This window comes from Thioalkalivibrio sp. ALE17, assembly GCF_000425605.1.
In the GTDB taxonomy this organism is placed as follows: domain Bacteria; phylum Pseudomonadota; class Gammaproteobacteria; order Ectothiorhodospirales; family Ectothiorhodospiraceae; genus Thioalkalivibrio.
In genome coordinates, this window is the sequence record NZ_AUDT01000001.1 from 91,675 (window position 1) to 114,493 (window position 22,819).

22 protein-coding genes are annotated in these 22,819 nt (G+C 68.4%); 3 read left to right on the forward strand and 19 right to left on the reverse strand.

Annotated features, from left to right (window positions below):
• Nucleotides 1-41: 41 nt before the first annotated feature.
• The 6 genes from tadA to H609_RS0100475 are packed head-to-tail and all read right to left on the reverse strand — an operon-like array spanning nucleotide 42 to nucleotide 4,685.
• Nucleotides 42-542, reverse strand: coding sequence for a tRNA adenosine(34) deaminase TadA (gene tadA, locus H609_RS0100450; protein ID WP_028484023.1), 501 nt, complete (start codon nucleotides 540-542; stop codon nucleotides 42-44).
• On the reverse strand, nucleotides 532-1,041 hold the full coding sequence (locus H609_RS0100455; protein WP_028484024.1) for a glutathione peroxidase: 510 nt from the start codon (nucleotides 1,039-1,041) through the stop codon (nucleotides 532-534). Before H609_RS0100455 ends, tadA begins: the two co-directional genes overlap by 11 nt.
• On the reverse strand, nucleotides 1,038-1,709 hold the full coding sequence (locus H609_RS0100460; RefSeq protein ID WP_019583876.1) for a membrane integrity-associated transporter subunit PqiC: 672 nt from the start codon (nucleotides 1,707-1,709) through the stop codon (nucleotides 1,038-1,040). The genes H609_RS0100455 and H609_RS0100460 overlap by 4 nt, the downstream gene beginning before the upstream one ends.
• Nucleotides 1,710-1,713: 4 nt before the next feature.
• Nucleotides 1,714-2,727, reverse strand: coding sequence for an MlaD family protein (locus H609_RS0100465; protein ID WP_028484025.1), 1,014 nt, complete (start codon nucleotides 2,725-2,727; stop codon nucleotides 1,714-1,716).
• Nucleotides 2,724-3,530 (reverse strand): ABC transporter ATP-binding protein, encoded by an 807-nt coding sequence (locus H609_RS0100470; RefSeq protein ID WP_018877501.1) that lies wholly within the window; start codon nucleotides 3,528-3,530, stop codon nucleotides 2,724-2,726. The genes H609_RS0100465 and H609_RS0100470 overlap by 4 nt, the downstream gene beginning before the upstream one ends.
• A 3-nt stretch (nucleotides 3,531-3,533) precedes the next feature.
• Nucleotides 3,534-4,685 carry an MlaE family lipid ABC transporter permease subunit gene (locus tag H609_RS0100475; RefSeq protein ID WP_018877502.1) on the reverse strand — a complete coding sequence of 384 codons (1,152 nt, stop codon included), beginning with the start codon at nucleotides 4,683-4,685 and terminating at the stop codon, nucleotides 3,534-3,536.
• Between the two features lie 113 nt (nucleotides 4,686-4,798).
• Between H609_RS0100475 and H609_RS0100480 the strand changes: the two genes are divergently transcribed.
• The 3 genes from H609_RS0100480 to H609_RS0100490 are packed head-to-tail and all read left to right on the forward strand — an operon-like array spanning nucleotide 4,799 to nucleotide 8,792.
• A complete protein-coding gene (locus H609_RS0100480; protein ID WP_018880550.1) occupies nucleotides 4,799-5,737 on the forward strand; it encodes a MoxR family ATPase in 939 nt (312 codons plus the stop codon).
• The gene (locus H609_RS0100485) at nucleotides 5,719-6,741 is read left to right on the forward strand and encodes a DUF58 domain-containing protein (protein ID WP_038035968.1); all 1,023 of its coding nucleotides are present in this window, start codon (nucleotides 5,719-5,721) and stop codon (nucleotides 6,739-6,741) included. Before H609_RS0100480 ends, H609_RS0100485 begins: the two co-directional genes overlap by 19 nt.
• Nucleotides 6,738-8,792, forward strand: a complete 2,055-nt coding sequence (locus H609_RS0100490; protein WP_028484027.1) for a DUF3488 and transglutaminase-like domain-containing protein — start codon at nucleotides 6,738-6,740, stop codon at nucleotides 8,790-8,792. The genes H609_RS0100485 and H609_RS0100490 overlap by 4 nt, the downstream gene beginning before the upstream one ends.
• Before the next feature lie 117 nt (nucleotides 8,793-8,909).
• Here the strand turns inward: H609_RS0100490 and iscR are convergent, their stop codons facing one another.
• From iscR to H609_RS0100555, 13 genes are all read right to left on the reverse strand, one after another.
• The gene (gene iscR / locus H609_RS0100495) at nucleotides 8,910-9,389 is read right to left on the reverse strand and encodes a Fe-S cluster assembly transcriptional regulator IscR (protein WP_018145846.1); all 480 of its coding nucleotides are present in this window, start codon (nucleotides 9,387-9,389) and stop codon (nucleotides 8,910-8,912) included.
• A gap of 340 nt (nucleotides 9,390-9,729) precedes the next feature.
• Nucleotides 9,730-10,305, reverse strand: a complete 576-nt coding sequence (locus H609_RS0100500) for a L,D-transpeptidase (RefSeq protein WP_028484028.1) — start codon at nucleotides 10,303-10,305, stop codon at nucleotides 9,730-9,732.
• Nucleotides 10,306-10,318: 13 nt separating this feature from the next.
• Complete coding sequence (gene purF / locus H609_RS0100505; protein ID WP_019583872.1) at nucleotides 10,319-11,827, reverse strand: amidophosphoribosyltransferase; 1,509 nt, start codon at nucleotides 11,825-11,827, stop codon at nucleotides 10,319-10,321.
• Nucleotides 11,828-12,121: 294 nt separating this feature from the next.
• Complete coding sequence (locus tag H609_RS0100510) at nucleotides 12,122-12,673, reverse strand: CvpA family protein (RefSeq protein ID WP_018867052.1); 552 nt, start codon at nucleotides 12,671-12,673, stop codon at nucleotides 12,122-12,124.
• Between the two features lie 79 nt (nucleotides 12,674-12,752).
• Nucleotides 12,753-13,334, reverse strand: a complete 582-nt coding sequence (locus H609_RS0100515; RefSeq protein ID WP_018867053.1) for an SPOR domain-containing protein — start codon at nucleotides 13,332-13,334, stop codon at nucleotides 12,753-12,755.
• Between the two features lie 117 nt (nucleotides 13,335-13,451).
• On the reverse strand, nucleotides 13,452-14,789 hold the full coding sequence (folC, locus tag H609_RS0100520) for a bifunctional tetrahydrofolate synthase/dihydrofolate synthase (RefSeq protein WP_018867054.1): 1,338 nt from the start codon (nucleotides 14,787-14,789) through the stop codon (nucleotides 13,452-13,454).
• Between the two features lie 8 nt (nucleotides 14,790-14,797).
• Nucleotides 14,798-15,757: an acetyl-CoA carboxylase, carboxyltransferase subunit beta gene (gene accD / locus H609_RS0100525; protein ID WP_028484029.1), complete on the reverse strand. Its 960-nt coding sequence runs from the start codon at nucleotides 15,755-15,757 to the stop codon at nucleotides 14,798-14,800.
• A gap of 36 nt (nucleotides 15,758-15,793) precedes the next feature.
• Nucleotides 15,794-16,627 (reverse strand): tryptophan synthase subunit alpha, encoded by an 834-nt coding sequence (gene trpA, locus H609_RS0100530; protein ID WP_018875635.1) that lies wholly within the window; start codon nucleotides 16,625-16,627, stop codon nucleotides 15,794-15,796.
• Nucleotides 16,624-17,832: a tryptophan synthase subunit beta gene (gene trpB, locus H609_RS0100535; RefSeq protein ID WP_018875636.1), complete on the reverse strand. Its 1,209-nt coding sequence runs from the start codon at nucleotides 17,830-17,832 to the stop codon at nucleotides 16,624-16,626. The genes trpA and trpB overlap by 4 nt, the downstream gene beginning before the upstream one ends.
• The gene (locus tag H609_RS0100540; RefSeq protein ID WP_018875637.1) at nucleotides 17,819-18,460 is read right to left on the reverse strand and encodes a phosphoribosylanthranilate isomerase; all 642 of its coding nucleotides are present in this window, start codon (nucleotides 18,458-18,460) and stop codon (nucleotides 17,819-17,821) included. Before H609_RS0100540 ends, trpB begins: the two co-directional genes overlap by 14 nt.
• A 68-nt stretch (nucleotides 18,461-18,528) precedes the next feature.
• Complete coding sequence (truA, locus tag H609_RS0100545) at nucleotides 18,529-19,338, reverse strand: tRNA pseudouridine(38-40) synthase TruA (RefSeq protein WP_018875638.1); 810 nt, start codon at nucleotides 19,336-19,338, stop codon at nucleotides 18,529-18,531.
• Nucleotides 19,339-19,393: 55 nt separating this feature from the next.
• A complete protein-coding gene (locus H609_RS0100550; protein WP_018875639.1) occupies nucleotides 19,394-20,056 on the reverse strand; it encodes a hypothetical protein in 663 nt (220 codons plus the stop codon).
• 176 nt (nucleotides 20,057-20,232) lie between these two features.
• Nucleotides 20,233-22,728, reverse strand: coding sequence for a FimV/HubP family polar landmark protein (locus H609_RS0100555; protein WP_028484030.1), 2,496 nt, complete (start codon nucleotides 22,726-22,728; stop codon nucleotides 20,233-20,235).
• Nucleotides 22,729-22,819 lie beyond the last annotated feature (91 nt).

The following is a 22,819-nucleotide window of genomic DNA, read 5'->3' on the forward strand; positions in this document are numbered from 1 at the left end:
GCCCGCACGGCCGTACCGACCAAAGACCAGCCGACAGGCTCCTAGCGTCGGGCGCGAAAGAAGCGGCGCAGCTGCTCGGCGGCTTCCTCCCCGAGAATCCCGCCGGTCACCTCGAGCCGATGGTTGTGCGCCGGATGCTCGATCAGATCCAGCGCGCTCCCTGCGGCGCCGGTTCGCGGGTCGGGCGCGCCGTATACCAGGCGGGCCACGCGGGCGTGGATCATGGCGCCGGCACACATGCTGCATGGCTCCAGGGTCACGTAGAGGGTGGTGCCGGGCAGCCGATAGTTCTGCAAGCGCTCGCCGGCTTCGCGCAGCGCCCGGATCTCGGCATGCGCCGTCGGGTCGTGGAGCGCGATCGGTGCATTGTGGCAGGCGGCCAGACAGGTGCCATCGGCGTCCACCAGGACCGCGCCGACCGGGACCTCGCCGACTGCGGCCGCCCGATCCGCCAGGGACAGGGCGCGCTCCATCCAGTAGTCCGCCGCTCCCGGCGCGTCGGGCGCCGGGCCGGTCTCGCCCGGCGCGACGCTATGCGCCACTGGGGGGCCCCGGGGGCGGCTCGTCCAGCGCGACCTCGATCGCCTGGACCAGCTCCGACGGCTTCTTCTGCGGCGCGAACCGCCGGATCACCCGGCCATCGCGCCCGACCAGGAACTTGGTAAAGTTCCACTTGATGCCCTGTGTGCCCAGGGCCCCCGGCGCCTGTTCCTTGAGGTGTCGAAACAGCGGATGGGCCTCGGTACCGTTCACCTCGACCTTGGCGAACACCGGGAACGACACCCCGAATCGCGTGCCGCAGGCGCGGATCTGCCCGGCATCCCCCGGCTCCTGACCTCCGAACTGGTTGCACGGAAAGCCCAGCACGCGGAACCCCCGTTCGCCGTAGCGTTCCGCCAGGGCCTGCAGACCCTCATACTGCGGCGTGAAACCGCACTCGCTGGCCACGTTCACGATCAGCAGGACATCCCCACGCCAGGCGGCCAGCGGCTGCTCGCCGCCGGCGAGCAGCGGGGCGGAAAAATCGAACACATCGGTCATTCGTCCATCCCGTGCCCGGTCTCGCGCAGCGCTTCGTCTTCCAGTTCCGCCAGCACGTCGGCGGCGGCTTGCGACAGTGCGGCCACCAGGCGTGAGGCCGACCGCCGGTCGAGCGTGTGGGCCGCCTCCAGGTGTACCAGGCGCGCCTGCGTGTCCGTGCGCAGCTGGGCCCGCAGTCCGACTCGGCCCGTGCCCTGTACGGCCTCACCGGTGTCCACAGCGCTCAGTGCCTCCAGATGGGCGGCATCCAGATCGCCGTACAACGCCGTAACGAGGATGTGCAACTGCACCGCCGGTCGCCCTTCGGCCCAGGCGTCCGCCGCGTTATCCACCAGTTCGATGGCGGTATCGTTGCGGGTCCAGCGTTCGCGCAGCAGCTGCTCGAACTGCTCGGCCGGCCGCAGGAACCACTCGTTGTAGTAGTCCGACTCGTAGCGATGTTCCCCCAGGCGGTAGACCAGTCCCTTGCCCGAATAGGCCGGCGCCACGCGCACCGATCCCAGTTCGACCGCCAGGGGCTCGGCGTCTCCGGCCATGCGCGGCGCCGGCTCGGCAGGCAACTCCAGCAGGAACCACGAGCGGTCAACGGCCTCGCGTTCGGGGATCAGCGTGCAGCCGCCCAGTGTCCAGGCGATCAGCAGCAGTGCGGCAACGCTCCATCGGGTCATCCATCTACTCCTTGTCCATGGTGCTGCGGGGCGGCGGGGCACCGAACAGCGCGCCCCCCGGGTTGCGGCGTACGTCATCGGACAGGCTGCGCAGTCCGGCAATCGCGGCCTGCAGTTCGTCCAGGGTCTCCAGCAGTTTGGCCTCGCTTACATCCATGCCCCGGTCGAGGCGTTCCACCATCGAATCCATCCGGTCGACCAGCCGTCCGACATCCGCCGCTTCGGCCGTCTCGCGCAGTTCCCGCAGCGCGGCCCGCGTCTCGCTGGGCAATGCCTGGGTATCCGGGTGCTCGATCAGGCGCTCGACCGACTCCATCACCCGGGTGGCCGTGCGGGTCGTCGTCTGGAGCTCCTCGATCATTTGATCCGCCTGGTCCGCCAGGCGGGCCGTATCGAGTTCCGCGATCGTGGTCTCCACCGTGACCAGCAGGCTCGTCAGGTTGTCCACCACACCCTCGATGTCCAGCTCGTCGATACGCTTGAGGAGGTTCTCGGCATACTCCAGGAACTGCATGGCGGTGCTGGGCGAGGACGGGATGTAGATCCCCGCCGGGTCCCAGTCATGCGCCAGTGGCGGGTGGGCCTCGGGGTCCGCGAAGTCCGCTTCCAGATAGTTCATACCAGTGATCCCCTGAGCGGCCATGCGGACCCGAAGCCCGGCATCGATCAGGTTTTCGAAGACCTCCACGCGGAACTCGCCCTCCTGGGCGCTCGCCGCGAAGCGATCCGGGTACAGCCGCGCCCGCACCATCACGTAGCGTTTGCGATCACGCGGCGGGATATCCGCCTCGTACACCACCGAGGTAAACGTCATGTCGGTCACCTCGCCAATGGTCACCCCGCGGAACTTCACGGGCGCCCCCACCTCCAGGCCCTGGATCGACGCGTCCATGTACGTCTCGATCTGGATCGACGGGCGCAGGAGATTGCCCGCCGTCAGGATCAGCAGCGCCGCGACCAGCGCGGCCAGCCCCCCGAGGATGAACAGCCCCAGCCGGAAATGATGTCGGGCACTCATGCGGGCCTCTCCTCGTCGGAATCCGTCCGCCGCAGGAAACGCTGTACCCACGGGTGGTTCGATGTATCGCGCAGGGTGGCCGGGTCGCCCTCGGCCGCAATCCCCTGACTCTCCTTGTCGAGCATAATCACCCGGTCGGCGATCGCAAAAATGCTGGCCAGTTCGTGACTGACGATCACGATCGTCATGTCCAGGGTGCGGGCCAGACGCTGGATCAGGCGGTCCAGATCGGCCGAGGTAATCGGGTCGAGTCCTGCCGAGGGCTCGTCCAGGAACAGCACCTCCGGGTCCAGCACCATGGCCCGCGCGATCGCTGCCCGCTTCTGCATCCCCCCGCTGATCTCGGAGGGCATGAAATCGGCAAACGCCCCCAGCCCCACCAATTGCAGACGCGCCCGCGCGATCGCGTCCATCGCCTCGCGCGGCAGATCGGTATGGACCTCCAGCGGCAGGCGCACATTCTCCAGCAAGGTCATCGAGCCGAACAGCGCGCCCATCTGGTACATCACCCCCACGCGCCGCAGGATCGCCTCCCGCTGCGCCTCGTCGGCCTCGGCGATATCCGCGCCGGCCACCCAGATATGCCCGGCCAGCGGCTGGTAGAGCCCGATCATGTGCTTGAGCAGCGTGCTCTTGCCACTGCCGGAGCCGCCCAGGATCACGAAGATCTCGCCCCGACGCACGTCGAAGTTCAGATCACGCATCAGCACCAGATCGTCAAAGCCCATGGTCAGTCCACGGACGCGGATCACCACGTCGCGGTCGTCGTCAGGGTCCGTCGTGTTCGTGTGCGTCTGGTTCATGTGTCAGACCCCGAGATGGTAGAACAGCACGGCAAACACGCCGTCCAGCACCACGATCAGGATGATCGACGTCACCACCGCGCTGGTGGTGGACAGCCCCACCGAGGCCGCCCCGCTCCCGGTCTGCAGCCCGCGCAGGCACCCCACGCCGGCCACCACCAGGCCGAATACCACGGCCTTGACCAGCCCGGAAAACAGATCCGACGGGCTCAATGCGGATGTCACCTGGTTGAAGTACGCCACCCAGGGGATGCCGAAGCCCTGCATCACCACCGCGCCACCAATCAGCCCGATCATGTTGGCGTACAGCGCCAGCAGTGGCGCCACCAGCAAACCGGCCAGCACCTTCGGCAAAACGAGAAAGTGCACCGGATCCAGCCCCATCGTCTTCAGGGCATTGACCTCCTCGTTCACCTTCATGGTCCCGATCTCGGCCGCGAATGCCGCCCCGGAACGGCCGGCGAGCAGGATGGCCATCATCAACGGCCCCAGTTCGCGGAACAGCGAAACCGCCACCAGGTTCGCCACAAAGATCTCGCCGCCGAACTGGCGCATGGCGATCGCCGACTGAAACGCCAGGATCACCCCCAGCAGGAATGCAATCAGCGAGACAATGGGCAATGCCTGAAAGCCCGCGGCCTCCGCCACGCGCAGGGTGTCGCCCCAGCGCACCTGGCGCGGGCGCCGCAGAGAGCTGCCGATGGCCCGGGCCAGCTCGCCCACGAAGGTGAACTGCGAGTGGGCGGCGCGCCCCACGCGGTCGATCCCGTCCAGCAACCCCGGCCACCAGCCACGGCCCCGGGCGGCCCGCGCCGGCTCGACCGTCTCCAGCTCGCGGTATGGCGCCAGCTGGTCCCGGACCATCGACCCCATCCCTTCGAACCGGACCTCGGCCCCTGCCCTCCCGAGGTCCTGCTCCAGCGCATGCAGCAGTGCGGCCCCCGCGCCATCGCAGTACTCGACGCCCTCCATGTCGACGACCACATCCTGCGCCCCCGCCTGCTGCGCCAGATCGCGCACACGCCGCCGCAGTGTGCCCCAGTGACGTTCCACCGCATGCACATCCAGCCGCCCGGTCAGGCGCAGGCGGGGCGCCGGGTCGGCTGTGGCATCATATTCAAATGACTGTCGCCCACCGGCGGCCGTGGAATCCATCGCGCAACTCGCGTAGAACGTGCGGCCATGGTAGCCGCAACACGGCCCCGGGAACCATTCGCCCACCCGGAACATTCCAAGGCCTGTCCGCCATCACCAATCACGAGGCTCGCATGCCATCGGCTCAGGAAGCCCTGCAACAGATTGAACACGCACTCAACGAAGTGCTCCTCGGCAAACCCGAGCCGGTGCGACTGGCCCTGGCCTGTCTGCTGGCCAACGGGCACCTGCTGATCGAGGATCAGCCCGGTGTCGGCAAGACCACTCTGGCCCACGCCCTTGCCCGGGCGATGGCCCTCGACTACCAGCGGGTACAGTTCACCAGCGACCTGCTGCCCGGCGACGTACTGGGCGTCTCCATCTTCGAGCAGGGGAGCGGCGAGTTTCGCTTCCATCCCGGCCCCGTCTTCACCCAGGTGCTCCTGGCGGACGAGATCAACCGTGCGCCCCCCAAGACGCAAAGCGCATTGCTGGAGGCCATGGAGGAGCGCCAGGCCAGTGTCGAGGGCGCGACCCGCGCCTTGCCGGTACCGTTCTTCGTGATCGCCACCCAGAACCCGGAGGAGCAGGTTGGCACGCACCCGCTGCCGGAGTCCCAGCTTGACCGCTTTCTGATGCGCATCCAGCTGGGCTACCCGGATGCCGGAGCCGAACGCGCCCTGCTCGAGCGCAGCGGCCCGGCCCCAACAGCCGCGCCGGTCGCGGAGACCCACCCGACACCCCCGAGCCTGGCGGCCCCGCACCAGCTGCGCGAATGGCAGGACCAGGTGGCTGGCGTCCACGCGGATGCCGCAGTCCTCGATTACCTGCAGGGCCTGTTGAGTGCGAGCCGCGACCGGGCGCGCTTCGCCCACGGACTGTCGCCCCGCGCCGGGCTGGGCCTCCTGCGCGCGGCCCGGGCCCATGCCTTTCTCGACGGCCGCAACTACACCACGCCCGACGACGTCGCCCGTGTACTGCCCTCGGTCGCCGGCCACCGCCTGCGGTCACGCGAGCCGGAGAGCCCCGAACGCACGGTCGCACGCCTGATGGAATGCGTCCCGACTCCATGACCCGTTCCCCCCGCGCGCGAGGCCGCATGGCGCGACTGCGGGACGACGCGATCCGCTGGATCACCCGCCGCCACGCGCACGACGGTCAGGCGGCCCGCCTGGGCCGAGACCGCATCTACATCCTGCCCACGCGGGCCGGCTACACCCTGCTCGGGATCCTCCTGGTGATGCTCCTGGGTTCGATCAACTACTCCAACAACATGGCGTTCCTGCTGACCTTCCTGCTGGTCGGCATCGGCCACAACGCCATGTGGTACACCCACCGCAACCTGCTCGGCCTGCAGGTGGCCACCCTGCCCGTGCCGCCGGTCTTTGCCGGCCAGCCACTCGGTATCCCGCTGCGCCTGAGCGAGACAGACGGGCGCGCCCGCGAGGCTCTGGTGCTGCGTGTCGGCAACCGGGCGACGGGCCCGTTTCCGGTACCGGGCCGGGGCGCCGAAACCGCCCGCCTGGAACTGTCCGGTCAGCCGCGAGGGCTCTACCGTCTGCCGCGCCAGCGGCTCGACACCCGCTACCCGCTGGGCATCCTCGAGGCCTGGACCTGGCTGACGCTGACCCCGGAGATCGTGGTCTATCCGGACCCCATCGACCCGGGCGCCACACTCGGCGGGACCGGAGAAGACGAGGCGCCCGCCTCCACCGGCCACGCGGGGGATGCCCCGGACCAGATTCGCCCCTACCGACCCGGGGACCCGCCCGGACGCATTATCTGGAAGGCCTTTGCCCGCAGCGGAAAACTCCACGTGCGCGAGGCCGCCAGTGGTCAGGGCGATCGCCTGTGGCTGGAGTGGGACGCGATGCCCGCCCCGGATACCGAGACACGCCTGTCCATGCTGTGCCATCAGGTGCTGGCGGCCCATGCCGAGGGTCGTTTCTTCGGCCTGCGCCTGCCCGACCAGACCCTGGAACCGGGCCAGGGTGTCAGCCACCGGGATTCCTGCCTCCGGGCGCTTGCCGGGTTTCGGACCAAGCCCATCGAACTCGACCCGGAGCCCCGCTCATGACACCCGCGCCCACCCCGGCGGACCCGCGGGCCGAGCTGCGCGGCCTGGACCTGGCCCTGGTCGCGTTGCCGGTGGCCGCCCTGCCGCACGTCTGGCATCAGCCCCCGTGGATCACCGCGCTGGTGGTGCTCGCGATCGCCACCCGGGCGTGGCTGCTGGCCACCGGACGCGCTGCCCCCTCGCTGGCCGCCATGAGCCTGCTGGCCCTGATCGCCGGCGGACTGACCTTTGCCCAGTTCGGCACCGTGTTCGGCCAGGAGGCCGGCACCGCCCTGCTGCTCGTCATGATCGCCTTCAAGCTGCTGGAGACCCGCAACCGACGCGACATCGTGATCGCCCTGTTCCTCGGCTATTTTGTGGTCGTCACCACCTATTTCTTCGATCAGTCCATCCTGATCGCCGGCTACTCTCTCCTGGCGACCGCCCTGCTCACCGCCGCGCTGATCCAGGTCCACGCCGGGCGTCCGCTCCCGCGCCAGCAACTGGCGCGACAGGCCGGGACCATGCTGCTGCATGCCCTGCCCTTCATGCTGATCCTGTTCTTCGTCTTCCCGCGCGTGGAAGGTCCGCTCTGGGGAGACCCGCAGCGCGAGGAGAGCGCCCGCACCGGGTTGTCCGGCGAGCTCAATCCCGGTGACATCGCCAGTCTGCTGCAGGACGACTCCACCGCCCTGCGGGTCGAATTCGCCGACGCGGTGCCCCCTCCGCGCGCGCAGTACTGGCGCGCCCTGGTGATGACCGATTTCGACGGTCGGCGCTGGTCCGCCGACGAAAACCGGTCCGTGATCGAGGCCCCCGCACCGGGTGATGACGAGCGTGTTACCCGCTACACCGCCACCCTCGAGCCGACCCGCGCCCGCTATCTACCCGTGCTGGACTACCCCGTCGCCCTGCCAGAGGACGCCGAACTGCGCGCGAACCACCAGGTCCTGCGCGATCGCCGCATCACCAGCCGCATCCAGTACAGCGCCGGGGCGGATCTTGTCACCCCGCCCGGCGCCGGCGAGCCATCACTGGACCCACAGGAACGCGCCCGCGCCCTGCACCTGCCCCCCTCCGCCGCGCCCCGCTCGCGTGCCGAGGTCGCATTGTGGCGCGCGACCCACGGCGACGACGACCGCGCGATCATCCAGGAGGCGCTACGCCGTTTCGCCGGCGAACCCTATCGCTACACCCTCCAGCCCCCGCGCCTGCAGGACGACACCACCGACCAGTTCCTGTTCGAGACCCAGGCCGGCTACTGCGAGCACTACGCCTCCGCATTCGCCGTGCTGATGCGGGCGGCCGGCATCCCCACCCGCGTCGTCACGGGGTATCAGGGGGGTGCCTGGCAAACGCGCGGGGAATACCTGCGCCTGCGCAATGCCGACGCGCATGCCTGGAACGAGGTGTGGCTGGATGGCGAAGGCTGGGTACGCGTGGACCCCACCGCCGCCATCGCGCCCGAGCGGATCGAGCAGGGGCTGACCGGCCTCGCCCGCGACACCGGGGAGGAAATACCGGGCTTTCTCCTGCGCGGAGAGGGACTGTCGTGGCTGCAGCGGGCGCGCTTCGGTCTCGAGGACTGGGGCGATTTCGTGCGCTTTCGCTGGGAGAGCTGGGTGCTGGCGTTCGACCCCGAGCGCCAGCGCGAGCTCTTCGCCCGCCTCGGACTGGATCCGCGGGACTGGCGCTCGGTCCTGATCGCACTGGGCGTCGGATTCGGCAGCCTGGCGCTGATCGCCTTTGTCTGGATCTGGCTGCGCCGACCGCGCCAGCGGCGCTCCCCAGCCGATCGCCTGCTGCAAAGGCTATCCGACCGTATCGCACGGCATGACCGCAGCCTGGCGCGCCAGGCTCACGAACCGGTGGATGCGTGGACCCGGCGCGTCGGCCGGGCGCGTCCGGACCTCGCGCAACCGCTGACAACCTTCGCCCGCGTCTACAACCGCCAGCGCTTCGCGCCGCTGACCCCGGAGCAGCGCAAGGACCAACTTGATCACCTGCGTGACCTGCTGCGACAGGTTCCACGCGGAAAGCCCGCCGCGCCGCCAGCCCGGGAGCACGCATAACCGTCGCGCTCACTCCCAAGGGGGGCGCCAAAAAAACGGGGCCGACCGGTGCAGTTGGACCGGTCAGCCCCGTTGGCCGTTCGCGACCCGTTTCACCGGGTCGCTCCGCGTGGCGCGTTACGCCGCGTCGTTGCGGAAGATGAAGTGGTGCCGTGCACCGCGGCGCTCGTCCTGGCGACGTGCCACCTTCTGCACCTCCGGACGATTGGCGAACTGCGCCAGGGTAATCCCGTCCAGGAAATCGTACAGTTGCTGGCTCAGATCATCCCACAGCTCGTGGGTCAGGCAGCGGTCGCCGTCCTGGCAGTCCTTGTGACCCTTGCAACGAGTGACATCCACTGATTCGTCCACCGCGGTAATGATATTCGCGATGCTGATCTGGTCGGCACGCTTGGCCAGGCGATACCCACCGCCCGGGCCACGCACACCTTCCACCAGGTCGGCCTTGCGCAGCTTGGCGAACAGCTGTTCCAGATAGGACAGCGAAATGCCCTGGCACTGCGAGATGTCGGCAAGCGTCACGGGCCCGATCCGGTCGTGAATCGCCAGATCCATCATGGCCGTCACCGCGTAGCGGCCCTTGGTTGAGAGTTTCATGATTTCTGCCTCCGAATAACCTTGAGTATGTGTCCTGCTCGACATCCGTTCGCAGGCGTGCATCCGTTCTTAATTCCTGACCATGTTCGTCAAGAATAATTCCCGTCTTACCTGACAGCAACAGTCGGGAATAATTCCCTTATTCTAGCAGGCGAATGAACAAAGATCACGGAATGCTAACGTAGGTATTCAGAACCCCCCGGGGCGCGGGAGTTCCCGGGGAGGATGCCGGGGACGAACATACACGGGTTAACCCGACGCGGCGGGGTTGCGCAGAGGGCTGCCGCAGGCCATTACAGGACAGACCTGCACGGGGACGCACCGGCGCGCCGCTAAGGTTCTACCCGAGGCGAGGAACCTCGGGGCCGTCCAGGATCATGACCAGCGTCCCCGTGGGCAGACGAGGGAACAATTCGATCACGTCGTCGTTGCGCATGCGCACACAGCCTTCCGAGGCCGGCTCGCCAATGCGCCCCTCCTCGTCGGTGCCATGGATGTAGATGTATCGGCGCAGCGAATCGACGTTGCCGCCCCGGTTGATCCCCGGCTCCAGGCCCTCCAGCCACAGGATGCGCGAAGTGATGTTGTCGCGCGGGCTGCGGGCACCCGGCTCGGTCAGGATATCGGCGATCTGGCCGGTGTTGCCCCGGGCCCGGAAGATCGTCCCGCGCGGTGCGCCCTCGCCGAAGCGCTCGGCGATCCGATGCAGCCCCAGCGGTGTGGTGTAGGTTCCCTCCTCGAAACCAACCCCGCGCGCGGACGTGGACACGTCGAAGATGTCGGTGACCCGGTCGCCGTCCCAGACGTAGAGGCGTTGCTGGTCCACCCGCACCACCACGACAGGCACATTGCCAGCATCCGGGGCCCGTTCCCGGGCATCCCGTACCACGGGTTCGATCCAGCGGAGACTCGGCACAAGCACCTCGCATCTACTTCTTGTTGGCGAGATCCAGCACCTCGCCCGCCACCGGCGTGTTCACCAGTCCGTCGCCGCGCAAGGCCGCCAGGTGCTCCAGATAGTCCGGGGGCAACCCGGTCACGTACTCCCCGGTAAACACCGAACAATCGAACGCCTCGATATTCCGGTTTCCCCGGCGCACGGCCTTTTGCAGATCTTCCAGGTCCTGGTAGATCAGGCGGTCGGCCGCGATCGCCTCGCACACCTGCTCTTCGTCGCGGCCGTGGGCGATCAGTTCCTCGGCCGCCGGCATGTCGATCCCGTACACATTGGGATAGCGCACCGGTGGCGCGGCCGAGGCGAAATAGACCTTCTTCGCACCCGCCTCGCGGGCCATCATCACGATCTCGCGCGACGTGGTGCCACGCACGATCGAGTCGTCCACCAGCATCACGTTCTTGCCCCGGAACTCCAGCGAGATCGCGTTCAGCTTCTGGCGCACGGATTTCCGCCGCTTGGTCTGGCCCGGCATGATGAACGTGCGTCCGATATAGCGATTCTTGATGAAGCCCTCGCGATACTTGATGTTCAGCTCGTGCGCCATCTCCAGTGCCACGGTGCGGCCCGTGTCCGGAATCGGCACGATCACGTCAATGTCATGGTCCGGCCAGATGCGCCGGATCTTCTCGCCGAGAGCGGTGCCCATGCGCATGCGCGCGCGGTGCACGAACACATTGTCGATCACCGAGTCCGGGCGGGCGAAGTACACATGCTCGAAGATGCAGGGGTTCAGGCGGGTCTCGGCGGCGCATACCCGCGTGCTGACCTCGCCCTCCGGCGTGATGAACACCGCCTCGCCCGGCGCCAGGTCGCGCTCCAGATCGAAGCCCTGGGACTCCAGTGCCGCGCTTTCCGAGGCGACCATCCATTCGCGTCCGCCCTCCTCGGACTCGCGCGAGCCGTAGACAATGGGCCGGATGCCGTGCGGATCGCGAAACGCCAGCAGGCCACGCCCGGCGATCATCGCGACCACCGCATAGGCCCCCTCCGCGCGCTGGTGCACCCGCTCCACCGCATCGAACACCGCATCCGGGGTCAGCCCGTTCTCGAGGAAGCGCAGCAGCTCCTGCGCAAAGACATTCAGCAGGATCTCGGAGTCCGAATCCGTATTGATGTGCCGACGATCGGTCGCGAACAGTGCCTGCTTCAGCTCGCGCGCGTTGGTCAGGTTGCCGTTGTGCCCCAGCGTGATCCCGAACGGCGAGTTCACATAAAACGGCTGCGCCTCGGCCGAACTGGACGAGCCCGCGGTCGGATACCGCACGTGCCCGATGCCCATATTCCCGGTCAGGCTCTGCATGTGCTGGTTGTTGAAGACGTCGCGGACCAGTCCGTTGTCCTTGCGCAGGTGCAGGCGGCCGTCATCATCACAAGTCACGATGCCCGCGGCGTCCTGCCCGCGGTGCTGCAGCACCAGAAGGGCATCATAAAGGGGCTGGTTCACCGGGCTGCGCCCGACGATTCCGACAACTCCACACATACGGCTACAGGCTCCAGGTCTACGGCTAGGGAAACACTGAATAATGGACACGCTCGCGCTCGAGTCGCTTTTGCGTGCGAACAAGGCGCGGTGACTGCCGTGCAGTCATTCTGCACAAGGGAGCCGCAACGCTGTGCGCGCACAAAAGCGGCCGAGCCCCTGCATTGAATGATTTGTGGGGTTGGCACCCCAGGTTCCCCGATCCTGCGTTGCGCCACTTGCCGGTAGAACCACTACCCGCTGCGCACCGCGCCTTGTCTCGGAAAACCTGGGGTGCCAACGCGAGCGTGTCCATTACTCAGTGTTTCCCTGTTTACCGTCGGGGATCACTTCTTCGACCGGTTCGTCGCTCGCCAGCAGGTCATGGATCTGCTCCTGCCAGCCTTCCGGCAACTGGGCGATCAGCCAGTCCACCACGCGTTCGAACTCGGGGATCAGGCGGCTGTTCTCCCACCAGGGTTCGTCCGGCATCAGCGTCAACGAGGCCAGGAAGACGAGGACCGCCACCAGCAGCACCCCGCGCAGCAGGCCAAAGATCACGCCCAGCGAGCGGTCGGTACCGGTCAGGCCGCTTCCCTTGACCAGCCGATTCGCCAGCACACCGAGGATGCCGCCCACGATCAGGACGGCAATAAAGATCAGTGCGAAACCAATGCCCAGGCGCAGCGTCGCGTCGGAGACCGCCTGCGGCAATTGCTCCGCGACCTCCGCCGCATAGCGGATGCCCAGCCACACCCCGATGATCCACGTGGCAAGCGAGAACGACTCGCGCACGAAGCCGCGAAAAAGGCTGATCAGCCCGGATACGACGATCAGGGCGATGATGACGAGGTCGATCCAGTTCACGGGGCCGGCGTCACGTGCTGAAAGGGCGCGTAGTTTACCGCAGCCATCCGTTCCTCGCAGGGACGCCCTGGAATAGACATCAGGGGTGGGCCACCACGATGCCGGAGAGCTCCAGCTCGTCCTGCAGGCGTTCCCCCAGGGTGACCGCATCCTCGCGCTGCGCCAGCGGCCCAACTTTCACGCGGTAAATCGGACGCCCATCCGCGGTGGAGTCATCGATAAACGCCGGCCAGCCGGCCTCGCGCAGGCGGGCGGACTGTTCGCGTGCGTTGTCCTCGTCGCGGAAACTCCCGACCTGGACCGCCCAGCCCGCCTGCACCGGCTCGTCCGCTTCCGCCAGGCGGCGCGCGTCTGACGATTGTGGCTCCGCAGCATCCTCGCGGGCTTCTCCGCCGTTCTCCAGGCTGTGCAGTTCCGCCACCGGTCCCTCGCGTTCCCCCGTCGGGGCGGCCGGGGCCACGTCCCGACGCGGCGTCGGCCGCTCCGACGGCAGGGCGATGTCCGGTTCGGCAAACGTCGGTGCCGGCGGCACCGGGTCCTCGATCCCGCTCATGTATTCGTAACCGGCCCCGTCGAAAAGCCAGGGCAGAAAGATCACCGCCAGCACGATCAGGATGACCGCGCCCACCAGGCGAAAACGAATGGGGTTGTCGCGGGTCATGCGCTCATCCGACGGCGGGGGCTGGAAAATACGGGAATCCGGGGAACATCACGAACCAATGACAGTACGCCCGCTGGCGCTGCCGTCGCAAGCCGATGCCAGATGGCGACATGGCCTTCAGACCGCATGCACGGCCTCGCCATCCGGCCAGTCAGGCTCCACCCGACCGGACAACGCCGCCGGGGCCAGCGCCGGCGCGTGTTCCAGGACGGCCGCCACGGTGTGGAAGGATCCGAACACCACCACCCTGCCCCGTGGCCCGGCGCGGCGCGCGGCCTCGCTGAGCGCACCATCGACGCCGCCCACGCGACATACCGGCCCCTGCCCGGCCGCTTCCAGCTCGTCGGCGAGCAAGCCAGCCGGCAACGCCCGCGGCAGATCCAGCGGCACCGGGACCCAGGCATCGACAAGGCCTTCCAGCAGGGGCCACATGGCCGTCCGCTCCTTGTCCGCCATCACCGCCACGAGCGCGACCACCGGGCCATCGACCGGGTGTGCCTCCAGCCAGCGCGCCAGTTCCCCAACCGCATGGAGGTTATGGGCCACGTCCAGCAGCCATTCCGGCGTGCCCCGTAGCCGTTGCAGGCGGCCCGGCGCCGAAATCTCCAGCGCCTGGCGGACCACGGCTTCGGTCAGGCCCGCGCCCCGCCCCAGGCTCTCGACCACCGCCAGCGCGGTGGCCGTGTTCAGCAATGCCGCCCCGTCGATCCGGGCGCCCACGCCCGCGAGCCGCCATTCGCGAGGCTGCCCCCGCCAGACCCACTGCAGCGCCGCCCCGGACCGCGTCAGGGTGAAGTCACGCCCGCTGCGAACGGCCCGCGCCCCCAGGTGGTCGGCATGCGCCAGCACGCTGGCGGGCGGCTCCGGTTCGCCCAGCACCACCGGCCGTCCGGCGCGCATCACGCCGGCCTTCTCGCGCCCGATCGCCTCGCGGCTGTCACCCAGCCAGGTCTGATGATCCAGGTCCACCGCGGTGATCGCGGCGACATCGGCATCCCAGATATTGACCGCATCCAGGCGCCCGCCCAGTCCGACCTCCAGTACCTGCACGGCGACCCCGGCATCGCGGAACAGCCAGGCCGCCGCCAGCGCGCCAAACTCGAAATAGGTCAGGGAATCATCGCCACGGGCCTGGTCGACGGCCTCGAACGCCCGGCACAGGGCGCTGTCGGAGAGGGGTTCCCCGTCGATGCGGATGCGTTCGTTGTAGCGCAGCAGGTGCGGAGAGGTGAAGAGGCCGACCTTCAGGCCCTGGGCCTGCAGCAGGGCCGCGGTACGCGTGGCGACCGTGCCCTTGCCATTGGTGCCGGCCACGATCACCGTGCGCGGCCCATCGGCATCGCGCAGGCCGAGGCGGTCGGCCACCAGCGCAATGCGCTCGAGTGTGAGGTCCATGCCCACGGGGTGGAGCTGCTCCTGGAAGGAGAGCCACTCCGCCAGGGTCGCGAAACGCATCGGCCGCCTCAGGAGGAACGCGGCGGGTCGACGCGTTCCACATCCGCCCCGTTCTCGGGGCTGATCACCTCGACGGCCCCCTCGGCATCCTCTTCACCCGCATCGGACCCGGGTGCCGGCCCGTGCGTCAGCATGCCCAGCACCGTCGCCAGGCGGCTGCGCATGTCGCGGCGATCCACGATCATGTCGATCGCACCGTGCTCCAGCAGAAACTCCGATCGCTGAAAGCCTTCCGGAAGGGTCTCCCTCACGGTCTGCTGGATCACGCGCGGTCCGGCAAAGCCGATCAGGGCGTTCGGCTCGGCCACGTTGAGATCGCCCAGCATCGCCAGGCTGGCCGAAACGCCACCCATGGTCGGGTCCGTCATCACCGAGATGAACGGGATGCGCTCTTCCTGCAGGCGCGCCAGCACCGCACTGGTCTTGGCCATCTGCAACAACGAGAACAGCGCCTCCTGCATACGCGCCCCGCCAGAGGCGCTGAAGCACACCAGCGGGATGCCCTGCTCCAGGGAGCGATTGGCCCCGCGCACGAACCGCTCACCCACCGCGGAGCCCATGGACCCCCCCATGAAGCGGAAATCGAAGGCGGAGACCACCAGCGGGCGACCCAGCAACTGGCCCTGCATGACCACCAGGGCGTCACGCTCGCCGGTGGCCTTTTGGGCGGCCACCAGGCGATCCTTGTACTTCTTGGAATCGCGGAACTTCAGCACATCCGAGGATTCAACATCGGCCGCGATCTCCTCGCGACCCTCGGCATCCAGGAAGGTCTCGAGGCGCCGACGGGCGCTCATCCGGCGGTGATGGCCGCACTTCGGGCAGACGTCGAGATTGCGCTCCACCTCGGGGCGGTACAGCGTCGCGTCACAGCCCTCGCAGCGGACCCACAGGCCCTCCGGGACCCCGCGCTTGGTCGCGTTGTCGGTGCGGATGCGCGAAGGCATCAACTTCTCGAACCAGCTCATGCCGTCTCCCCGTCGTCCGAATCGGCGCCGCGCATTCTACACCGTGGCCGGCGCGCCCGGGGAGCGCGCTGCATCCATGGCACTGCGCATCTCCCGGACCACGGCCGCCGCGGCCCGGGCGAAACCGTCGCCGTCCCCGTCGTGCTCCTCGGCCAGGCGCACGATCGCGCTGCCCACCACCACGGCATCGGCGACCCGCGCCACCTGTGCGGCGGTCTCGGCATCGCGGATGCCGAAGCCCACCCCCAGCGGCAGCCCGGTGTGCCGTCGCAGACCGTCCAGACGCGCGGACAGGGCCGAGACATCCAGGCTCTGCGAGCCGGTCACGCCCTTCAGGGACACGTAGTACACGAAGCCGCGGGCGGCCCGCGCCACATGGTCGATACGCGTCTCCGAGGTGGTCGGCGCGATCAGGAAGATCGGATCGATCCCGGACTGTTCCAGCAACCCGACCACGTCCTCGCTTTCCTCCGGCGGCAGGTCCACCGTCAGAAGCCCGTCGAGCCCGGCCGCCTGTGCGGTCTCGGCAAAGGCGTCGTAACCCATGCGTTCCACCGGGTTCAGATACCCCATCAGCACCACGGGCGTGGTGGTGTCGGACTTGCGAAACTCGGCCACCATCGCCAGCACGTCGCGCAAGCCAGTGCCGAAGCGTAGCGCGCGTTCGCAGGCCTTCTGGATCACCGGACCATCGGCCATCGGATCCGAGAACGGCACCCCCAGCTCGATCAGGTCGGCCCCGGCCTCCACCAGCGCGTGCATCAGGGGCACGGTCGCGCCCGGCTCCGGGTCGCCGGCCGTCACATAGGGAATCAACGCGGCGCGATTCTGTTCGCGCAGTTCGGCAAAGCGCTGCTCGATTCGGCTCATAGCGTAATCCCCTCGCGTTCGGCCACGGTGTTCAGGTCCTTGTCGCCGCGCCCGGACAGATTGATGATGATGCTCTGGTCCGGGCGCATCTCGGGGGCCAGGTCCAGCACATGGGCAATCGCGTGACTGGTCTCCAGCGCCGGGATGATCCCCTCGGTGCGGGTCAGGCGGTGGAACCCGGCCAGCGCCTGATCATCGGTCACCGACACGTAATCGACCCGGCCGATGTCCTTGAGCCACGCATGCTCCGGCCCCACGCCCGGGTAGTCGAGCCCCGCCGAGACCGAATGCGTGCCGATGATCTGGCCGTTCTCGTCCTCCATCAGATAGGTCCGGTTGCCATGCAGCACGCCCGGCTGGCCCGCGCACAATGGCGCGGAATGCCGGCCCGTCTCGACCCCGTCCCCGCCGGCCTCAACCCCGATCATCGCCACCGACTCATCGCCCAGGAACGGATGGAACAGCCCGATCGCATTGGATCCCCCGCCCACGCAGGCCACCAGGGTATCCGGCAGCTTGCCGGTCATTGCCAGGTGCTGCTCGCGCGCCTCGCGGCCGATCACCGCCTGAAAGTCGCGCACCATCGCCGGGTAGGGGTGCGGGCCCGCCACCGTGCCGATGATGTAGAAGGTGTCGTCGACGTTGGTCACCCAGTCACGCATCGCCTCGTTCAGGGCATCCTTCAGCGTGCGCGTGCCGGATTTGACCCCCACCACCTCGGCGCCCAGCAGGCGCATGCGATAGACGTTCTGGGACTGCCGCCGGGTATCCTCCTCGCCCATGTAGATCACGCATTCCAGCCCCAGACGCGCGGCCACGGTCGCGGTCGCCACTCCGTGCTGACCGGCGCCGGTCTCGGCAATGATCCGCTTCTTGCCCAGCTTCTTCGCCAGCAGCGCCTGCCCGATGGTGTTGTTCACCTTGTGCGCACCGGTGTGGTTCAGGTCCTCGCGCTTCAGGTAGATCTGCGCGCCGCCGAGCTCCCGCGACAGGCGCTCGGCGTGATACAGCGGGTTCGGCCGGCCGACAAACTGCTTCAGGTCATGGTCCAGTTCTGCCATGAACTCCGGATCGCCGATATAGCGCTCGTAGACCTGCTGCAGTTCATCGAGCGCGCCCATCAGCGTCTCGGACACAAAGCGCCCGCCATACGGACCGAAATGCCCGCGGGCATCCGGGAATGCCGCCCAGTCAATCTTGTTCATCAGTCTCCACCTCGCATTGGCGCACGGCCCGCACGAAGGCCCGCATGCGCCGTGCATCCTTGACCCCGGGCGCGGATTCCACCCCGGAACTCACATCGACCCCGTACGGGCGCAGGTGTTCCAGCGCCTCCCGCACCGAGTCTGCATCCAGTCCCCCGGCCAGCAGCCACGGCCGCTCCAGGGCATCGGGCACACGCTGCCAGTCGAAGCGATGCCCCGAGCCGCCGCTGCGCCCGCCACCGTGGCTGTCCAGGAGAAACCCCTGGGCATCGGGATGCGCGTCCATTGCCGAGCGCGGATCGTCCCCGTCCCCCATCGCGATCGCCTTCAGGTAGGGCCGCCCGAAACGCGCGCAGGCCGTCGCGCTCTCGTGCCCGTGAAACTGCAGGCAGTCCAGTCCTGCCGTCCGCAGGACCTGTTCCACACGCGCAGGCTCGGGGTCCACGAACAACCCCACCGTAGTCACGAACGGCGGCAGCGCGGCCGCAATCGCCGCCGCCTGCGCCGGCTCCACGGCCCGCCGGCTCGGGGCGTGAAACACCAGCCCGATCGCATCCGCCCCGGCCCGAGCCGCGGCAAGCGCCTGCTCCACCGTGGTGATTCCGCAGATCTTGACCCTGTAGCGCATGCCCGCCATCCCGAAAAACGCAGTCGCAAGCCTACCAGAACCCGGGCGCAGGCCCGGCTTTCCCGTAATCACCCCGCCCCATTCCCCGGAACGCCATCGACGACCGGTCCGGCGGCCAGCGGCAGCGCAAACTCCGAGGGGTAGTCGACATGCACGAAATAAAGCCCGCCCGCCGGGGCCGTGATACCAGAAGCCCGGCGATCCCGCGCCGCCAGCACCTCCAGGGGCCAGTCCGGATCGGCCCGGCCGTCCCCGACCGCCAGCAGCACACCCGCGATGTTCCGCACCATATGGTGCAGAAAGGCATTCGCATGAACATCGAGGACCACGTAATGCCCCTGGCGGCGTACCGACAGCGAATGCACACAGCGCACCGGCGATTTCGCCTGGCACGCCGCCGCCCGAAGACTGCTGAAGTCCTGCTCGCCAACGAAGGCCTGGCCGGCCTGATGCATCCGTTCGGCGTCCAGTGGTCGGCGCCACCAGGACACCCGCCCCGCTTCCAGCGCCGGTCGAATCTCGCGGTTCGCGATCACATAGCGATAGCGCCGCCCGAACGCGCTGAACCGCGCATGGAAGGTCGCGGGCACCGCCTGCGCCCAGGTCACCGCAATCGCGTCCGGGAGGCGGCTGTTGGCTCCGAGAATCCACGCGTGGGGCTCGCGCCGGGCCGGCGTATCGAAATGCACCACCTGTGCCGTGGCATGCACCCCCGCATCCGTCCGCCCGGCACAGACCAGTTCCACCGAATGATTCGCCACGAACCCCAGCGCCGCCTCCAGATGCCCCTGGACACTGGGGCCATCCTTCTGGCGCTGCCAGCCCAGCAGCCCGCGTCCGTCGTATTCCACGCCAAGCGCCCAGCGCTGGGGTGCCATCGCGTCCGCATCGGCCCCGGGCGTCGCGACTCCGCCATGCACGCGTTCTCGCTCGCTATTCAATCCAGCCCCCCAACAAAGCCGCCCAGACCAACATCACGCCCCCCCAGAGCCAGGCCAGGCCCCACCAGGGCACGCCTCCCTCCGCATTTCCCGCGTCTGCCTTCCAGGCCTCCGGTTGCAGCTCCGCCCCCCCCGCCAGCGCCTGGTCCAGCCGCTCAACCAGCCACTCCCGGACCGCCAGCAGCCGCGCGCCGCGGGATCCACGCAGGCCTGCGCGACGCTGCTCGACGGCGGCCTTCTCGTCCTCGAACAAGGCCAGTGCCAGGAACAGCCGCCGAGCGAAACGCTCGCCCCAGCCCCCCAGTACCTGGCGCGGCCCGCCCAGGAGCGCACCAAGCGCGCCCACCAGCGCCGATCGCGAGAACCGCCCCGTCAACCACACGACCAGCACGACCACGAGCATCAGCGCGACAATCCGCCAGCCCGCCTCCTGCAGCCCCTGGAACGCGTCTCCCGCTTGTGCCGGCCAAAGCCCGTAAAACACGGCAAGCGACAGATAAAACCACTTCAGCCGCAGCATCAGTCGACCCGCGCGCCGCCACTCCACGCCACCCGTCAGCCCCAGCCCGGCGCACAGGCCGGCCACCAGGACGACCACCAGCGGATCCGCCGGCACCAGAGCGGCCGAGGCGGCCACAACACCCAGGATCGCCAAACCGGCGGCTGAAACCTCCCGGGAAGCAGATCGCACGATGTTGGATCGTTCGGCAGGGGTCACACGCCAGCCTCCTCGAAACCAAAAGGCCCCGCCCGGAGCGCCTCCGAGCGGGGCCGTACACTGCAAGCCGGTAGATGCAATCCGTTGCTGGAGGGCCGGCTCTACCCCGAGGATCAGGAGCCCTGGATCTGGCTCCGGATCGCCTCGGCCTCCTGCTTCTGCTCGTCCGTGCCGGAGGCGAGGACCTCGTCGATCAGCTCCTGCGCCCCTTCCGCATCGCCCATATCGGCATAGGCCTGCGCCAGGCTCAGGCGGGTCACGTTTTCGTCGTCTCCGGTCCCTGCCTCATCCCCGGCCGCCGCCGACGGTTCACCCGGAACCTGCAGATCCTCGTCCATCGACAAACCGCTGTCCTCGGTTTCGCCGCTGTCCCCGCCGCTGGCCGGCGCATCCAGATCCGGCAGTTCACTGTCGTCCAGGTCGAACGACAGATTATTCAGGTCGTCTCCGGACGCGGCTTCATCGCGATCGGCCTCTGCCGCCGAGGCCAGGTCGTCCTCAAGGTTCTCGTCAATGTCGAACGACAGGCCCTCATCGTCGCCCGCCGGGGTGCCTTCGGTAGCCTCCGAAGTGTCCGACGTCTCGACGTCCGGGAGGTCCAGGCCTGAAAAGTCGATCTCGTTGCTGTCCGCGTCGGCATCGGCGGAGCCCGAGTCGTCGCCCGCAACCGCGTCGTCCAGCGAATCGGCCGCAGCATCTCCCGCCGAACCCGCGGAACTCCCGAGACGGGATTCCAGCTCCGAAAGACGATCGCGCATCTCGTCGTCGTCCGGCCCCAGACGCTCGCGCAGGGCATTCGCGGCCTCGCGCGCACCCGCCTCGTCTTCCAGCGCGACATGTGCCTCGACCAGCTTCAGCCGGTACTGCTTGTTGTCCGGACTGGTTTCGAGCGCCGCGTTCAGCGTCTCGACGGCCTGATCATTCATGCCGTAGGCCAGGCATACATCCACCTCGGCCAGGACGTCGTCCATGCCTGCCGCACCCTCGCTGGTGCTGGCAACCACGACTTCCCCGACCTCTTCCTCCGGTTCGGCCGGCGGATGCGCGGATTCCTCCTGCGTGGTTTCGGTCTCGTCGTCGGATCGGGCCGCGGCAGCCCCCATGATGGTCCCGGCCGCGGCGCCGGTCGCCGCACCGGCCATCGCCGAATGCGAACCTTCGGTGTGGTCGACTTCCTTCGCCTCATAGCCGGCCGATTCGACGCCGGACGCCTGAACCTTGCTGTTGTCGGCGCGCGGCTTCAAGCCGGCACCCCGTTCGTCCACCATCACCTCGCGGCGGCCGCCACGTGCAAAGGCCAGCAGCACCAGCAGCAGCAGGACCACCAGTGCGATCGCCATCATCAGCAACAGCGGGTCATTCATGATGCGCTCGTGCAGCGGTGCGTTCCGCTCCGCATCGGCGCGATCCAGGCGGGTACGCAGCTGTTCGCGCTCGGCGCGCAGCTGGCTCAGCTGCTCCTCGAGTTCGGCCATGTTCTCGCTGGAGATCTCGGCCAGACGACCGCGTTCCCCGAGTTCTTCGCGCAGTTCGGAGAGCTCCTCGCGCATCCCCTCCATCTCGGCGCGCTGGGACAACAGGGCCTCCTGGAGCAGTTCCTCGGAACCTCCCTGCGCCACACCGGCTTCAGCGTCTTCCGGCAGCAGATCGGCCACGATCTCCAGGCGGTCCTCCACCCCTTCGTCAGCGACGGACTCCTCGGCAACCGCCGGAACATCCTCGGCCGCCGCCGTATCGGTGTCAGCGACCGCAGCCGCGTCATCCTCCGCCGCTGGCTCGGACTCTTCGGCCGCGACCGTCTCTTCGTCCTCGACGGCGGCCGCATCGTCCTCCAGCGACACGTCATCTTCGGCGGCGGCCACGGCGTCATCGGCCGGTGCCGGCTCGGGCTCTTCCCGCGCGGCGCGCGCAGACTCCTGCCACGAGCGGGTCTGGTCGGCCACCTCGGCGCGCGCCGCGGCGGCGCTGCGGGCCTCCAGTTGCTCGCGCGACGGCGTGCGCAGCTCGGCGTCCGCCCGCAGCGTGTTGATGTTGTTCCCGATAAAGGCCTGGGGATTGGCATCCAGGAACGCGAGCATGGCCTGCTCGTCGCTGTAACCGGAGATCCCGCTGCGCCGCACGATCGCGTAGAGCGTATCGCCACTGCGAACCTGGAGGGTTTCACCGGCGCGGGGCGTGCGCGGTGCCGCGGCGTCGGCCTGGCTCACAGAAGGTGCCGAGGCCCCGGACGGCATGGTCCCGGGCGGGTCCAGCAGCAGGGAGACCTCTCGCATGGCACGCCCGCCATCCCAGCGCGCCTCCAGCAGAATCCCGACGTACGGTTCGCGCACCGGCCGGCGGGTGGTCAGGATCACGCGATCGCCATCCAGCTGGATGTTCAGGTCACCCGGAACACTCCCGCGGTTGAGACCGGCACGGCGGTACGCATCCTCGGACGCCTGGCGAATGCGGAGGGAGTCCGCGACCCCCGAGGCGCCGCGCAAGGGAATCTCCGCCCGCAAGGGCTGATTCAGGAAGGATTGCAGGTTGACTTCACCAAAGCCCACGGAGCTTGACGACGCCGGGGCCACCAGCAGCAAGAACAAAAACCCAACCAGAAACTTGCGCACGAATTCCCCCTGAAAGTGCCGCGTGGCCTAAACGCCCCCGCCGGTACGGCTGGCGACCCCCTGGCCACGAATGTGCCGGGCCGATGCCCGG